The organism is Woronichinia naegeliana WA131, from assembly GCA_025370055.1.
GTDB lineage: Bacteria > Cyanobacteriota > Cyanobacteriia > Cyanobacteriales > Microcystaceae > Woronichinia > Woronichinia naegeliana.
The window spans coordinates 6380158-6395088 of record CP073041.1 but is presented as its reverse complement, the minus strand read 5'-3'; the positions used below and the strand labels follow the sequence as shown (position 1 = coordinate 6395088).

18 protein-coding genes and 3 pseudogenes are annotated in these 14931 nt (G+C 40.4%); 13 read left to right on the top strand and 8 right to left on the bottom strand.

The genetic code is table 11. From position 1 onward, the window contains the following. Positions 1-190 precede the first annotated feature (190 nt). Together KA717_32415 and KA717_32410 are read right to left on the bottom strand one after the other, a co-directional pair. On the bottom strand, positions 191-961 hold the full coding sequence (locus tag KA717_32415) for a transposase (GenBank protein UXE60272.1): 771 nt from the start codon (positions 959-961) through the stop codon (positions 191-193). Positions 962-978: 17 nt separating this feature from the next. After that, positions 979-1434 (bottom strand): hypothetical protein, encoded by a 456-nt coding sequence (locus KA717_32410; protein ID UXE60271.1) that lies wholly within the window; start codon positions 1432-1434, stop codon positions 979-981. A 136-nt stretch (positions 1435-1570) separates the two neighbouring features. On the opposite strand from KA717_32410, the gene KA717_32405 reads away from it, so the two are divergent. From KA717_32405 to KA717_32370, 8 genes and pseudogenes are all read left to right on the top strand, one after another. Then, positions 1571-2725, top strand: a complete 1155-nt coding sequence (locus KA717_32405) for an ISL3 family transposase (protein UXE60270.1) — start codon at positions 1571-1573, stop codon at positions 2723-2725. Positions 2726-3167: 442 nt separating this feature from the next. Then, positions 3168-3305 (top strand): annotated as a pseudogene (locus KA717_32400) (DUF433 domain-containing protein). A 12-nt stretch (positions 3306-3317) separates the two neighbouring features. Continuing rightward, positions 3318-3455 carry a hypothetical protein gene (locus KA717_32395; GenBank protein ID UXE64941.1) on the top strand — a complete coding sequence of 46 codons (138 nt, stop codon included), beginning with the start codon at positions 3318-3320 and terminating at the stop codon, positions 3453-3455. Between the two features lie 47 nt (positions 3456-3502). Further along, positions 3503-3829, top strand: coding sequence for a DUF5615 family PIN-like protein (locus tag KA717_32390; GenBank protein ID UXE60269.1), 327 nt, complete (start codon positions 3503-3505; stop codon positions 3827-3829). A 240-nt stretch (positions 3830-4069) separates the two neighbouring features. Continuing rightward, positions 4070-5347, top strand: coding sequence for an RNA-guided endonuclease IscB (iscB, locus tag KA717_32385; protein UXE60268.1), 1278 nt, complete (start codon positions 4070-4072; stop codon positions 5345-5347). Between the two features lie 281 nt (positions 5348-5628). Continuing rightward, complete coding sequence (locus KA717_32380; GenBank protein ID UXE60267.1) at positions 5629-5889, top strand: type II toxin-antitoxin system Phd/YefM family antitoxin; 261 nt, start codon at positions 5629-5631, stop codon at positions 5887-5889. Positions 5890-6212: 323 nt separating this feature from the next. After that, entirely contained in the window at positions 6213-6488 is a 276-nt protein-coding gene (locus KA717_32375; GenBank protein ID UXE60266.1) for a BrnT family toxin, read from the top strand. Beyond that, a complete protein-coding gene (locus KA717_32370; GenBank protein ID UXE60265.1) occupies positions 6472-6720 on the top strand; it encodes a hypothetical protein in 249 nt (82 codons plus the stop codon). Before KA717_32375 ends, KA717_32370 begins: the two co-directional genes overlap by 17 nt. A gap of 447 nt (positions 6721-7167) precedes the next feature. Here the strand turns inward: KA717_32370 and KA717_32365 are convergent. The 3 genes and pseudogenes from KA717_32365 to KA717_32355 all read right to left on the bottom strand — a co-directional run bounded on the left by KA717_32365 (position 7168) and on the right by KA717_32355 (position 8684). Then, a pseudogene (locus KA717_32365) lies at positions 7168-7284 on the bottom strand (calcium-binding protein). Between the two features lie 12 nt (positions 7285-7296). Next, entirely contained in the window at positions 7297-8472 is a 1176-nt protein-coding gene (locus KA717_32360; protein ID UXE60264.1) for an IS4 family transposase, read from the bottom strand. A gap of 17 nt (positions 8473-8489) precedes the next feature. Then, positions 8490-8684, bottom strand: coding sequence for a transposase (locus KA717_32355; GenBank protein ID UXE60263.1), 195 nt, complete (start codon positions 8682-8684; stop codon positions 8490-8492). A gap of 324 nt (positions 8685-9008) precedes the next feature. Between KA717_32355 and KA717_32350 the strand changes: the two are divergent. Then, positions 9009-9746, top strand: a pseudogene (locus tag KA717_32350) (IS4 family transposase). Positions 9747-9755: 9 nt separating this feature from the next. On the opposite strand, the gene KA717_32345 reads toward KA717_32350, so the two are convergent. From KA717_32345 to KA717_32335, 3 genes are all read right to left on the bottom strand, one after another. Further along, positions 9756-9929 carry a hypothetical protein gene (locus KA717_32345; GenBank protein ID UXE60262.1) on the bottom strand — a complete coding sequence of 58 codons (174 nt, stop codon included), beginning with the start codon at positions 9927-9929 and terminating at the stop codon, positions 9756-9758. Positions 9930-10142: 213 nt separating this feature from the next. Next, positions 10143-10472, bottom strand: a complete 330-nt coding sequence (locus tag KA717_32340) for a type II toxin-antitoxin system RelE/ParE family toxin (GenBank protein UXE60261.1) — start codon at positions 10470-10472, stop codon at positions 10143-10145. Beyond that, entirely contained in the window at positions 10469-10705 is a 237-nt protein-coding gene (locus KA717_32335) for a type II toxin-antitoxin system ParD family antitoxin (protein ID UXE60260.1), read from the bottom strand. The genes KA717_32340 and KA717_32335 overlap by 4 nt, the downstream gene beginning before the upstream one ends. A gap of 878 nt (positions 10706-11583) precedes the next feature. Here KA717_32335 and KA717_32330 point away from each other — a divergent pair. The 4 genes from KA717_32330 (at position 11584) to KA717_32315 (ending at position 14901) form a co-directional block, all read left to right on the top strand. Next, positions 11584-11799: a hypothetical protein gene (locus tag KA717_32330; protein ID UXE60259.1), complete on the top strand. Its 216-nt coding sequence runs from the start codon at positions 11584-11586 to the stop codon at positions 11797-11799. Continuing rightward, a complete protein-coding gene (locus KA717_32325) occupies positions 11799-12203 on the top strand; it encodes a type II toxin-antitoxin system VapC family toxin (protein UXE64841.1) in 405 nt (134 codons plus the stop codon). The genes KA717_32330 and KA717_32325 overlap by 1 nt, the downstream gene beginning before the upstream one ends. 207 nt (positions 12204-12410) lie before the next feature. After that, positions 12411-13313 carry a toll/interleukin-1 receptor domain-containing protein gene (locus tag KA717_32320; protein ID UXE60258.1) on the top strand — a complete coding sequence of 301 codons (903 nt, stop codon included), beginning with the start codon at positions 12411-12413 and terminating at the stop codon, positions 13311-13313. A 175-nt stretch (positions 13314-13488) separates the two neighbouring features. Next, the gene (locus KA717_32315; protein UXE60257.1) at positions 13489-14901 is read left to right on the top strand and encodes a hypothetical protein; all 1413 of its coding nucleotides are present in this window, start codon (positions 13489-13491) and stop codon (positions 14899-14901) included. The last annotated feature ends 30 nt before the right edge of the window (positions 14902-14931 follow it).

Here is a 14931-nt window from a genome sequence, read left to right as displayed (position 1 = left end):
GTTCACCTTACTTTTTTTCTTCGTCTTCGAGAATGAATCAGCCCTACCTTGATAAGGGTGGCTACTTACTACTTAAAAAAAGGTGATTCCCCTCTCTCATAAGGGGAACTAAGAGAAAAGGGCGATCGCGTTAAGTTGGATTGTTTGACATACTCCCCCGCGTGAACGACGGGGAATTCTTATTCATAGTTCACAGAGATCCACTTACGATTGTTGGTTTCCCTTCAATGATAGAGGTGGTTCTCTCCCTATGCTTTCCCTCTTCCGAGGCAGATTCCTTTTGCCCAAAGGTACTGTTTTGCCATGACCTTCCCAGAATTCCCATTCCCTTTTTAAGGATGTTAATTGCCGCATTTGTATCACGACAAATCTCTATTCCACAATTGGGACAAGAATGAGTTCTGGTACTCAATGACTTTCTCGCCCGATGACCACAATTAGAGCAGTCCTGAGAAGTGTAGTTGGGCGAAACCGCCACAACCGCCTTGTCCCAGATTTTCCCGTAGTAGTCTAACCATTGGGTGAATTGATACCAACTAGCATCAGAAATTGACTTAGCCAAGTGATGATTCTTGACCAGGTTCGACACCTTTAAATCTTCATACACCACGACATCGTTAGATGCCACCACGTTTCGGGCTTGCTTAATTGCCCAATCTTTCCGTTGGCGTTGAATTTTAAGATGGGTTTTACCCAGTCTTTTTCGTGCTTTATGGTAGTTATTGGATTGGGGTTTAGCCCCTTTCACAAACTTTTTGCTTAAGCGTTTTTGAGTCTTTTTTAGTTTAAGCTCAGATTTTCTTAAGAACTGGGGATAGATTACAGCATTGTCGTTTTGGTCTCTGGTGAAATATTTTAATCCCAAATCCAAACCAACAACGTTACCCGTATATTCCCCTTGTTCTTTGCGGTCAGCGTCAAAGCAGAACTGAGCATAATAACCATCTGCCCTTCTCACCACTCGAACCCGATTAATTTTTAATCGAAACAGGTCTTCTCTCGTTTCTTTGTTGCAATGTTGCAATATAGGGAAAAGGAGCCAGCATTAAAACCATCAGTGAAAGCAATTTTCATGCAATCATCAGACAATTTCCATCCTGAGACTTTATATTCTACAGAGCGACAATGTTTTTTAAACTGGGGATAGCCTTTCTTCTTTTCCCCTTTTCTGCAACGACTGTAGAAACTGGATATAGAAGCCCAAGCACGTTCCGCACTAGCTTGTCTAGCCGCCGAATTTAACTTTTTCGCAAAAGGAAATTCCTTGGCTAATTCTTTGCATAGCACATACAAATCGGCTTTACCGACTCCTTGATTATCCATCCAGTGTCTAACCGCTTTGTTCCTAATAAACTGTACAGTCCGAATGGCTTCCTCAAGAGACTGGTATTGCTCTTTTGTTCCGTTCAGTAGTTTGGCTTCTCTGACTATCATTCCCTTAGTTTATCACAAAAGATTGCAGATAAAAAATTGAGTTGATCTGGAAGTCGCCCTAGAAGGGCGAGGCTTTGGCTCTTCCCCCAACTGTGTGGAAAGTGTATAATGGTAATACCACAGTAGGAGGTGGAGTATGTGGATAAACTTGGATGAGCTACTAGGTTTGCCAAAGTTAACAGTCGTAAACTATCGAGAAATAGATGGTGCTTTGTTCTTAAAATTAAAAATGAAAAACGAAGTAATGGAATGTCCAAATTGTCATAAAGAATTGGAAGATATAAATCAAATAGAATATAATTTGGTTCGGGATTTATCCCTATTGGGAAAGAAAGTATATCTGGAAGTGCCCCGCCGCCAGTTCCATTGTGAAAAATGTCAGAAATACATAACAGAAAGACTGGACTTTATGCAGCTAAGAAAACATTATACAATTCGTTATGAAGAAAAGATTTATGAGCAAGTAAAAAAGAAAAATGTAGAAGAGGTAAGGCAAGAAGAAGAAATAAGTTGGGGAACATTGGAATCAATATTTGAAGAGTATGCAAAGCAGGCAGAAAAGAAGGAATGGGAATTACCAGAAAAGATAAGTTTAGACGAATTTAGTAATAGAAAAGGAAAAAAAGACTTTATTACAACAGTGATAGATATAAATAAAAAGGAATTGTTAGAAGTAATAAAAGGACACAAAAAAGAAGAGATAATAGAAGCCCTAAAGGTGCAGCCAGCAAGGGTTAGAGAGAATGTAAAGGAAGTAAGTGTGGATATGTGGGAGGGATTTACGTCAGCAATAAAGGAGTTATTTGTAAATGCTAAAATCGTCTATGATAGATTTCATGTAATGAAAAATATAAATGAAGAATTGAATAAATTGAGAAAGAAAATGAATATCCATAAAAAGGGTTTAACATACCTATTATGGAAAAATAAAGAAGAGTTAAAAGAAGAAAAAAGAGAAGAGTTAGAAGAGATATTGAAAATGTATCCTTGTTTAGGAATAGCGTATGAAATGAAGGAAGAGATTAGAGATATTTATGAGCATTCAAGAACAACAAATGGTGCAAGGAGAAAATTTGAAAAATGGATGAGAACAGCGAGCCTATTCTATAAAAAAAGTGTGGGTATGCTGAAAACTCATTTGACAGGTATATGCAATTATTTTGAAAACCATACAACTAATGGATTAACGGAAGGGATGAATACAAAAATTAAATTAATAAAAAGGAAAAGTTATGGATTTGCTAATTTTGAGCATCTACGGCTTAAATTGTTAGCTTGCTTTAACTCGTAACATAACATTACACACAGACAAGGGGAGAGCCAGGCTTTTACCCATTTTTCTGGTAATTTAATACTTTTCCTTTTCACCTTCAGAAGAGGAACTAGGACAGAAAAAGGCGATCGCGGTGCGTCCCCCTGGTCGTTCTGTCCAATATAGTCCCCCTTTATCCGAGAGCTAAAGTTGCTTAGTTTTCAATCTTCCGTTTTTTCGGATCAGGGCAAATGCATCTTATTTTTGAACGATAGGCTAGGTAAAGGTTTCAGCAATCATTATTGATTTTTTATGAAATGCTAAAAGGCTTGTCAAATAAAGAGTCTAGAATTTTGATGCGATCGCACTTCATCAGAGAAAGCGATTGCAGCAACTCGACAATTAGCTAAAAATAAAGTTATCATGTCCCTAGAAGATCGGCGATCGCACTAAGGCGCAGCCCACCACCAAACGATAAACTATGCCTACAACTACTGACATCGGCACATTAGTCATCTGTTCCCCAGACATTGGTAACGGTCGCCCATTTATTGCGGGGACAAGAACTTCTGTCCGTCGAGTAGTTGTCTTATACAAACAAGGTGCAACTGCTGAGGAAATTGCTCGCCGTATGAGTCATCTAAGCCTTGCTCAAGTTTATGCTGCTTTGGCTTATTATCATGCTAACCGCGATGAAATTGAAGCAAATTTGGCAGAAGAGGACGCTGAATATTGGAAGTTGGCAGAATTACACAGCAAGAAAGCTTAACAATTTTTTAGATGAGTAAGATACTTTTGTACATTGACGAGGACTCAATGGATGAAGACTTTGTAAAAGCTTTGAAAGTTCGCAATGTGGATGTTTTAACAGTTGCGGATGCAGGAATGTTCCATCGTTCGGATGAAGAACAGCTAGATTGGGCGAAGCAAAATGGTCGAGTGATCTTTAGTTTCAATACTAGAGACTTTTACCGATTGCATACTACTCTCGTTAGTAAAGGTTTATCTCATGCGGGAATTATTTTAGCTCCCCAACAACGATACGGAATTGGTGACTTGATGAGGGGGGTTTTGAGGCTGATAAACACTAAGTCCTCAGCAGAAATGCAGGGACAGTTAGAATTTCTAAGTCATTGGATTTAATGGGAGTCAGCACCCCCGACTGAAGTACGGGGGCTTCGTGCCTCTAACTTCAGTTAGCTGACCAGGTTAAGTCCTTCGAGGACTACGTTTTTTGAGTCATAACACCGACGAATGCGTAGCCAGTTTGTCGCTGTGTTGTTGAAAGTTAAACATCTTTACGGGGTTAAGGAAGTGCTTTCAGCCTAACAAGCTCTTAAAACATTACCGAGGCTAACATTACCCAAGAAATTGGAGTTATCTATGTCTAATTATGTTTTTGTTATTGATACCGATAAACAGCCTTGTAATCCAGTGCATCCTGCTCAAGCACGATTGTTACTGAATCAGAAAAAAGCTGCTGTATTTCGTCGGTATCCCTTCACCATTATTCTCAAGGAGAAGCAAGAAGATGTAGAAGTCAATTCGTTGACTCTTAAAATCGACCCAGGCTCTCAAGCAACAGGGATTGCTATTCTCAATGGAGAAGATGTCATTTGGGGAGCCGAATTATCTCACCGAGGACAACAAATCAAGTCCGACTTAGATTCCCGTCGCGCTATTCGTCGTAATCGCCGAAATCGTAAAACTCGCTATCGTCCTGCTCGATTCCTTAATCGGAAAAAGGAAAAGGGATGGTTAACTCCCAGTCTCCAACATCGAGTAGATACCACGCTAACCTTGGTCAAGAAATTGATTCGTTACTGTCCTGTCACTAGCATTGTTCAGGAGTTGGTTCGATTCGATTTACAGAAAATGGAAAACCCTGAAATCTCTGGTATTGAATACCAACAAGGAGAGTTACAGGGTTACGAAGTGCGGGAATATCTCTTGGAAAAATGGAACCGTCAATGCGCCTATTGTGGAGCAAAGAACATCCCTCTCCAAGTTGAGCATATTCAACCCAAGGCGAAGGGCGGAACTAATCGCATTTCCAATCTTTGTTTAGCCTGTGAACCCTGTAATATTGGCAAGGGAACTCAGGATATTAAAGACTTTCTTTCAGGAAAACCTGATGTCTTGAAACGAGTATTGAGTCAGGCAAAGTCTCCTTTAAAGGATGCCGCCGCCGTTAATTCGACCCGTTGGGCTTTATTTAATGCCTTAAAGATCACTGGATTACCTGTTTCTACGGGATCTGGTGGACAAACTAAGTTTAATCGCACTCGATTAAAATTAACTAAAGCTCATTGGATTGATGCCGCTTGTGTAGGAACGATTGATTCTTTACGGATTGTCACCAAGCAGCCTTTATTGATTAAGGCAACAGGACATGGATGCCGTCAAATGTGTCGCACCGATAAATTTGGCTTCCCATCTCGTTATGTCCCTCGCCTTAAGTTTATTAAAGGATTTCAGACAGGTGACATTGTTAAGGCAATCGTAACTTCTGGAAAGAAAATCGTAACTTACGTTGGACGAGTTGCTGTTCGTTCTAGTGGTAGTTTCAATATTTCAACATCCTCACAGCTAATACAAGGAATTGGGCATAAATACTGTCGGGCAATTCATCGTAAAGATGGTTACTCCTATAGTTTTTAACCCATATTTTACGGGGGAATAAATTCCCCTGAGTCGTTTTTCCTCTCAGGTCTGAAGACGCTGAGTTTCCAAACTCCCATCCTTTTCTTATGATAGATAAATATCCACTACTTTTTCATTTAGAGACACATCTTTTATTACTTTCTGGGATAAACTCTTAAGGCGATCGCTTTTTTCTATCTGTATTTCATTTAGACGATCGCAGTTTATAAAAATAGAAGAGGAAGCGCGATTGCTATAATGAAGACAGCCTGTTTTTTTGGCGAGAATTTTTGCCCTTTATGCTGGACTTAGAAACTCTTAATATCAATAAATCCGAAAGTGTGTTAACTGGGTTGTTACAAAAGATCAATCAAGATCATTTACCTCGATTGTTAGTGAGTAGTCAGGGAGATGCTGTGATAATTTCTAAACAAGAATGGGAAAATATTCAAGAAACGCTCTATTTGCAGTCTGTTTCAGGTTTAGTCGCATCTATCAAAGAAGCGGAAGAAAATGATGATTGGGTCACGGAAGCTGAGTTTATGGGAGCTTTGCATTAATATTAAACATCGTTTATAGCGTTTTTCATTTTGGTGAGGTATCAACGAACCTTGCTGGCAAAGGGTTTAAGCCCCTTATTCGTACCTCATTTGAATGACAATTGCTATAGTTTATTCTGTTGATGAAGGTACTAAGATAATTCGAGTGGTTTCTGTTTGATCACACTATGAATACAGCGATCGCACTTCATTCAGAGAAAGCGATCGCACTTCACCAGAGAAAGCGATCTCCCTTCCAAATCTCATCCCAACAAAACGATCACCCCCCTATTATTAGTGACGGCATCTCCCTTCTTAATGAGGAATTAGGCTAGAATAGCTATATGAAGTTTCAGTGGAACCCAGCTAAAGCGTCAAGTAACATCAAAAAGCACGGTATTTCTTTTGAAGAAGCTGTTACTGTGTTTAGCGATCCCTTTGCTATAACCATTTCTGACCCTGATCACTCAATAGAAGAGTGCCGTCTCTTAACAACAGGGCAATCAAAGTTACAGCGTCTCTTAGTGGTTTCTCATACGGAAAGACAGAATGAAGTTCGTTTAATTAGTGCTCGTTTAGTAACTCGAAATGAGAGGAAAATTTATGAATCAGGATTCTAATTTAAGCATCACTGCTGATGACGAAATGAGAACGGAATATGATTTTTCAGGTGGTGTTCGTGGCAAGTATTATGAGACGTATCAACAGGCAACGAATGTTGTTGTACTTGAGCCAGATATGGCAGAAATTTTTCGGGATTCGGCCGCCGTTAATGAAGCTTTGCGATCGCTGGTTAAACTAGCCAGGTCGGTTGTGGAGAAATCTGATTCTGAGGATAAGTCGCCAACTTAACTCTCACAAAATGTGATCGCATTTCATCAGAGAAAGTGATTGCAGTAACTCGACAATTAGCCAAAAATGCAGTGATCCTGTCTCCACATGAGCGGCGAGCGAGATCGCACTTCGTTATACCGCGATAACATCATTATTAGTTAGCGATAATCCCGTATTCAAAAGTGCAATTTGAACTTGGGCGACACTTCCCGACCCATCGACATCGAAGAAAAACGCCCCCGTAACACTATTGTAAATAAATCGATGGGATGCGCTAGTAGCGGAAGATCCAATACTGAATTGATTGCTTAGAATCGTACCATTTACAGATAAGCCAAATGCGCTTCTATTGACTTGAATAGTATCATCAATGACAGAAAAATCAGTAATTCGATCAATCCCATCGCTCAGAGAATTGAAGTAAAAGAAATCAGGGTTCGTCCCCCCTGTGAGGATATCGTTTTCTGCCCCTCCCGCTAAAACATCGATTCCCGCACCCCCGATTAAAGTGTCTATTCCTGCCCCTCCATTCAGAGTATCATTTCCCGTATCCCCGACGAGATAATCATCTCCCAGTCCACCTGACTTTTCCCGTTAAGTGCGGATTGCAAGCTGCCAGCCTTGGCAAAGGTCATGCAACTTCAACCAACCGCGCCAAAGGACTTGGATACCGAGAGGAGTTTTACGACGATGTTCAAGATAACCACCAAGAAAAGCAACAGACTCGACAGCCCAAGCAACAGTCAAAATAGGGGGAAGTTTTTGAGAGGCGGCTGCTTTTAACACCTGAAGTTGAAGAGGATTAAGAATTTCAATCGCGAGAGCATCGGGCTGGGTACGATGAAGATAAGTAACGTGTAAAAGTTCAACAGCAATGACACTTAAAAAACCCAAAAGAGTTTTCATTCCATCAGAGGCAAGTCGATAACGCTCACTCTGACAACCAGACTTAAGGACTTTATGAAATTCTTCAACCCGCCATCGGTAGGTGTACCAACGAAGAATAGTGACAGCCATCTCAATAGTCTCAACAACTTCTGTAGTCAGAAGCATCCAAGATAAAGGAGTTTCGCCTTCGGGACAATCGATTTCTGTCGCATAAACAGCATAGACATTCAACGGGTCACGATTATCAAAACGATAGGGAGTTCGTAGATTAACTGAGCAAAATCGGACGGCAAGCTTAACCTTCCGTGCTTTTCTTTTTCCTGTACTCGGAATCTCGATTTCTTGATGAAAACGAATCGGTTCTGATTCCAAATGTTGCCAAAGTCGTTCACTATTTTTGTCTAAACTACGATTATGAGACGCTCTGACCAGCACTCCTGTATGCTTGAGTTGACGCACTGAGTCAAAGACTTCTGAAACATCTCCTTCTCTGTCAAATACATGAATTACCCTCGTTGAACTTTCTACCTGTTTCTCACAGGTGTTTAGAGCCTCTACCCATTTGTAGGATTCTTTTTCCTCAAATGGTCTTTGACGAGCTGCTTTTCTTTGTTCTTTCTGTCTTTCTTTTTTCTGCTTCGCCGTTTCATCTGTTGGGGGCTTTTCTTTTACCTCCCTATTCCACAGTTTTTGCCATAATAAACCTAATACTTGTCCTTTTTCTGGCTCAATTGCTAAAGCACTATGCAGTATTAATCCATTCCCTCCTTTTCCAGTCGGCCCATACCCTTCCCTTTTTTCCTTGATATTGCGATAATCTAAGAAGGTCGTATCTCCGACTGATAGCATTATCTTATATTCTTCTACGGCGGCAGTTGTCATTTCACAGTGCGGCTCTATTATCTTGACAAAGTCTGTTTTCGGATTCCCAAAAATTCATAGGCCCTCTTTAACTCGTTTCCTCCCTTAAACACTTCTGATAAGGCTTTTCCAAACCCCTCACTTAACTTTTTCCCAATCGAGAAGGCACGATTGTTTAGCCTCTCGTCTCCCAATTCACAACTGGCAAAGTTTTTTGTCCACCATTCCAACATTTTTTGACCTGCCCTTTAAGATTTTCTCCATTTTACAGTCTCATACTCCCTTCATCCTTTGTTTTTGAAATTTGAACGATAAGCGGGATGATGGCTTCAGAATATTTTTTTCCTGTCAAGAGAATCATTACTCAAACCCTTGCCAGATAAAGCCTCTAGAAGTTTGCATTGCTGGATTTTGGACTTAACGGGAAAAGTCAGATCTTGAACATCGTCGTAAAACTCCTCTCGGTATCCAAGTCCTTTGGCGCGGTTGGTTGAAGTTGCATGACCTTTGCCAAGGCTGGCAGCTTGCAATCCGCACTTAACGGGAAAAGTCAGAAGCATACAGGAGTGCTGGTCAGAGCGTCTCATAATCGTAGTTTAGACAAAAATAGTGAACGACTTTGGCAACATTTGGAATCAGAACCGATTCGTTTTCATCAAGAAATCGAGATTCCGAGTACAGGAAAAAGAAAAGCACGGAAGGTTAAGCTTGCCGTCCGATTTTGCTCAGTTAATCTACGAACTCCCTATCGTTTTGATAATCGTGACCCGTTGAATGTCTATGCTGTTTATGCGACAGAAATCGATTGTCCCGAAGGCGAAACTCCTTTATCTTGGATGCTTCTGACTACAGAAGTTGTTGAGACTATTGAGATGGCTGTCACTATTCTTCGTTGGTACACCTACCGATGGCGGGTTGAAGAATTTCATAAAGTCCTTAAGTCTGGTTGTCAGAGTGAGCGTTATCGACTTGCCTCTGATGGAATGAAAACTCTTTTGGGTTTTTTAAGTGTCATTGCTGTTGAACTTTTACACGTTACTTATCTTCATCGTACCCAGCCCGATGCTCTCGCGATTGAAATTCTTAATCCTCTTCAACTTCAGGTGTTAAAAGCAGCCGCCTCTCAAAAACTTCCCCCTATTTTGACTGTTGCTTGGGCTGTCGAGTCTGTTGCTTTTCTTGGTGGTTATCTTGAACATCGTCGTAAAACTCCTCTCGGTATCCAAGTCCTTTGGCGCGGTTGGTTGAAGTTGCATGACCTTTGCCAAGGCTGGCAGCTTGCAATCCGCACTTAACGGGAAAAGTCAGAATCGCTTATCCATTGAATCCAATCGTTTCTCTACATTATCAACTTTGGTTTCTACAGTAGCCAATCGAATCTGTACTTGATTGACATCTTTAGAAATTGTATCTAGCTTCTTATTCATTTCTGCTAGAACTTCGCGTAAATCAGTTTCGATGATAGTCGGTGTTGGCATAACTCATTTTGTTAATCAGGCTGACACACTCATTTTAATCTATTTTTTTGCAGAGAGAACGGACTCTTCTCAAAATATCTAAAAAAATAATGCGATCGCCGTAATCTAATTGATTAAGCTTTAAAACTGCGATCGCTTTGGCTTTTGAAAGTGCAATCTTGTAGTGCGATCGCTTTTTGTGGGAATGAGATTAGAGGAGGCGATCGCTTTATTTTAATCTAAAGATGAATCATTCTCCAAAACAAAGCGAACATCTCTAGCTCCATGAAGAATACGAACAACTTCTATTTGCTCTGGTTTTTCCAGATAAAAAATAATGTAATTACTAAAATCTTTGACTGGCCATTTTCTTAAACCTGCTAAACGAGAATTTTGTAAAGGATAGCTAACTCCAATTTTCGGGATTTTTGCAATTTGTGTAAGAGTTAGACGAATCGCATCAAATAAGCGAAAAGCCGCTTTTTCATTGTAAACACGAAGATAATTAACATGAGCATCAATATCTTGATTGGCAAGAGGCGTAATTAAAATTCGGTGAGTCATGATAAAGTTTCTCGGCGTTTTTGTTCCCACCATTGATCAGTTATTTCAATTAGTTCTCCACTATCAAGACCTGCCAAAAACATTTTTTCTAACTCAGTAGAACGAAGCTGTGATTGCTCTTGCTGCAATAAATACACAACATACTCACCCAGATTACTAAACTCTCCCTGAGCAATTTGTGATTGAATCTGTATGGCCAATTCATCAGGAAGTTCAACTGTAATTTGCGTCATAATTTTAATCCAGAAATACCTTGCCCTATTTTAACAGCATTAAAACAGAATGTCTGTGATCGTTTGTTAGGAAAGTTGGAGAGGCGATCCTGTTGGAAGTCGCGATCGCTTTTTGTGGGGATGGGATTGGAGGAGGCGATCTCGTTTTTGAGAGGTGAATGGCAAATGGGCGATCATTTTGGAGGTGGCGATCGCTGTCTTGTCATTGATTAAACTTTAAAAAGGCGATCGCATAACTTTAATCAGGTCAAAGCGATCGCGGTTTTCAAACATGATCGCAGTAACCCACAATTTTCCTTAAACTCGTCACGAACTTTTGGGCGAAATACGAGTGCGTAATTCATGCTTGTTTTTTAATAGATGCTTTGATTTCTTCCCAGGTCATTGTGTTATCGGGATTGATTTCATGATCATTAATTCGATTATCTAGTTCTTGCTTTTGTGCTTCGGTTAGCTCAGGATAAGCTTGTTCTGCGGCAATACCATCTCAAATCATTTGAACTAGTTGAATTCTATCTTCCAGGTTAAGGCTGGCAATTTCGTTTAAGGTCGCTGTGATTTCCATATTAAAAGTATTGAGCCAAAAGTAAATATCTTTCTATTATAGCGATCGCACTTCATCAGAGAAAGCGATCGCAGTAACTTGACAATGAGCCAAAAACACAGTTATCATTTACCTGTGAGACTGGTGATCGAATTTGAGTTAGTATAAAGTAATCCACAATGAGGTTATAATTTTCCATAATTTGCTTTGCCTTCTTTAACCTAAATCCACAAGAGCGGCGATCGCATTCAAATCTCCTAGATTGACAGAAGAGATTGGGTTGAATTTTGATTTTGCTTTATTTATAGAAACATTTTATTAAAGGTGAATAGTTATGCAAAGTATAAGAGTGCGATCGCTAATTGGTAAAAATGGACTTTTACAAATTCAATTACCCGAAACAACAGAAGGAACGGAATTAGATATTATTCTTGTTTATGAGTCAGCACCCCAAAAAAAAACAAAATTGAGTGATTTTTATGGTTGTATTCAAGATGAAACATTTATCAGACATCCACAGCCAGAACAAGCAGAAAGAGAGCCATTTTGATGATTTATCTACTAGATACCAATGTCTGTATTGTTTACCTTAAGGGCCAAAATTCTCATTTAAAACAAAAGCTAGATAATATTCTACTTTCAGAAATTGCTGTTTGTTCAGTTGTGAAGGATGAATTATTTTATGGATCACTTCGTAGTGCTAACCCAGAGCGTAATCTGAGGTTACAGCAAGAATTTTTGAGCCAATTTTTGTCTTTGCCATTTGATGACCAATCTGCTGTAGTTTTCGGAGAAATTCGCGCCCAACTTGCTGCTAAAGGAACACCTATCGGGGCTTACGATTTACAAATTGCTGCTATTGCTTTAGCGAACAATTTGATCTTAGTTACACATAATACTAAAGAATTTTCACGCATTCCACAACTACAATTGGAAGACTGGGAAATGGAGTAATTTATCTCAAAAAATCAATTAAATTAACTAATTAGCCAAAAACACAGTTATAATGACCCTACAAGAACAGTGACCGCATTTTACGAGGGAAAGTAATTGCAGTAACGGACAATAAGGCTATCATTGGGTTGTGTTCGTTAACCCAAGTTAAAGGAGCGGCGATCGCACTAAACAATATAACTTTTTTCTTCAAAAATAGATAAATCAATGCAAAACTGGGATGTTTTTATTTGCCACTCAAGTAATGACAAAAAATCTTTCGTAGAGCCACTGTCGATTGAATTAAAAAAACTTGGCGTACGTGTTTGGTTTGATAAATTCGTTCTTGTCCCTGGTGATCGTCTATCCGAAAAGATTGCAGAAGGACTTGCTACAACTCGTTCAGGTGTTCTTGTAATCAGTAAGTCGTTTATTGGAAAACCTTGGACGCGCTACGAGCTAAGTGGACTCGTCAATCGATTTGTTGAGGAAAATACTCGCCTTATTCCCATTTGGTTGGATGTAAACAGAAGCGATGTTGCAAAATTGAATCCATCACTTGCGGATCTTCTCTCGATAGTAAGTGATTCAAATAATATTAAGGAGACTGCACTCGAAATATTGCGTACGATTAGACCACAGCTATATAAAAACCTTATCGATCTATCACAAATAGAGGCCAATTCTGAAGTTTTTGAGACTCGTTATATCGAGAATTTTCCAATTGCCGATCTAAAGATTGGGCCAATTCGGTATCATGATCTTGATAAAGCACTGCTAATCCGAATTCAAAATCTTTGGTTTGCCATGCGACAGCTTTTAGATACTTCGCTTGAACAATGGATTGAGGGCTTCCAACGAGATCTCCGTCCTGAAAAAGAGGTTGTAATTTGGGAGAGAATTCTTTCTGCTTTAAATCTAACAATGGAAAAACTTACTTATAATGACGATGACAGTAAAGCGCAAGCATATAAAATAATTTTGTCATTCTCGCTTGGGAGTGTTGATTCTGTATTTGAAAAAGCTCGAAAGGGTGAATTTGATTTTTCCATAGTTCAAGCTACTACAGAGGCTTGGTTAAATACTTTACCTCAAACGACAATCTCTGATGTAGAAGATAAAGGACTATAAAGGTAAAATCTTAGTGCGATCACCGCTTCGTAGTGAGATCGCTTTCACCTTGTTGATTGAATTTTAAAACTGTGATATAAGAAAAACATCTTTTTAATTATTTTTTCATCTTCCTGGTTAGACTTTTCTCCCCTTATCTGACTGTCCACCCCAATCTCGACGATTTGCTAGGACGATGACTCACTTTATTAACCATCCTAAATTTAAACATTTTTTAGGACAAATTCGCAAGAGTATTGATAATTTGACCATTCCCCCTAAACGACGTATTCTCGGTGTTGCCTGTGGCACGATGTTTATGGCAGTAGGGCTGGATCAATTCTTTGCGGATCAAACTCCCCTGGCGCGATCGCTGTTTTTTCCAGATTTCTCTGGTGATGACAATGTGCCGGAAGTTCCCAGTCACTTCGAGGATACGGTGGATAAAGATGGCAGTCCAGTGGGTCGTCTGTTAACGGAAAGGGAACGAGAAAAAATCCTTTTAATTCTGGGAGAATCTCCGCGCCGAAAAAGCAGTTTTGTCCCTGGCCCCCAACCACCCCTAATGATTTTGCATGATACGGCGGGCCAACTCAGTCGAGAAGAATTGCTCAATCGTCGTCAATATACCCGTAGTCCTTTAGGAGATGGGATAGCAGTCTATGTGCCTCGTGAAGGAAAACCGATTATTACTCGCCCCGAATTTTTTACGTCCTATCGTCCCACCGCCACGGCCTACGAAAAAGGGCTAGATTTTATGTCGGAAAGCGATCGCAATCGGCAATTACGACAGGTATGGAATGCAGCCAGCCCCAAGGCCAGACAAAAGGCCATTCAACAGGTCATTGCCAGCCTGAAGGAACGTCCCCCAGATTTAGCCAATCGTACTGCCCTCTGGTTTAATGCAGCCTCCGATAGTGCCTTTGATGCTTACCTCGCGGATCATCCTCACCAAGTGGACGGCGGTAAAACCACTGCCATTTGGGCGATCGCCGGTTTATGTTCCCAGGTCTTAAGTCAAGAGCAGCAAGCCAAACAATGGGCCGCATCACCTCAAACCGTTAAACCCTTGATCAATGCCTGTCGTCGAGTTAATCCGTTACTACAAGCGAATCGCACCCGTCTGGCTTCGTCGGTCAATGTGGAAATTGTGCAGATGGAAGGCTCTGATTGTTTTGTCAATGATGCGGAAGTTAATGCCTTTAACGCGATCGCCGATGATGCCCACAAATTATCCAGTGGTCGGGCCATTCCCCTCGAAACCCTTTCCCGTCGGGCCTATACGGAAAATCAGTATGAATCCTTGGCAAGATTATATTTAAAGATCGCCCTAGAAGCTGGTCGCTTTCCCCAGATGGTGACCCACTATTGGTTGGATCAGGGTAATGGAAAAATTATTGGAACGCACTGTGATCCGAGGGGATTAAAAGTAACAGAGCTTTATCAAAAGATTGGGCGTTATCTCAATCATCCTGAGGGAATACTCTATGGTCTTAAACCCAGCTATGGGCGTAGTCCAGAAAAGGGCCATAACGTTTGGTGGGCAGATCGCATTATGGGAGATATGGCTCCGCCGACAGAAACCGCGCAGATTTCAGGTTCTCCTTAAGTTTTGATGTTGTTTTCTGTGAATCACGAG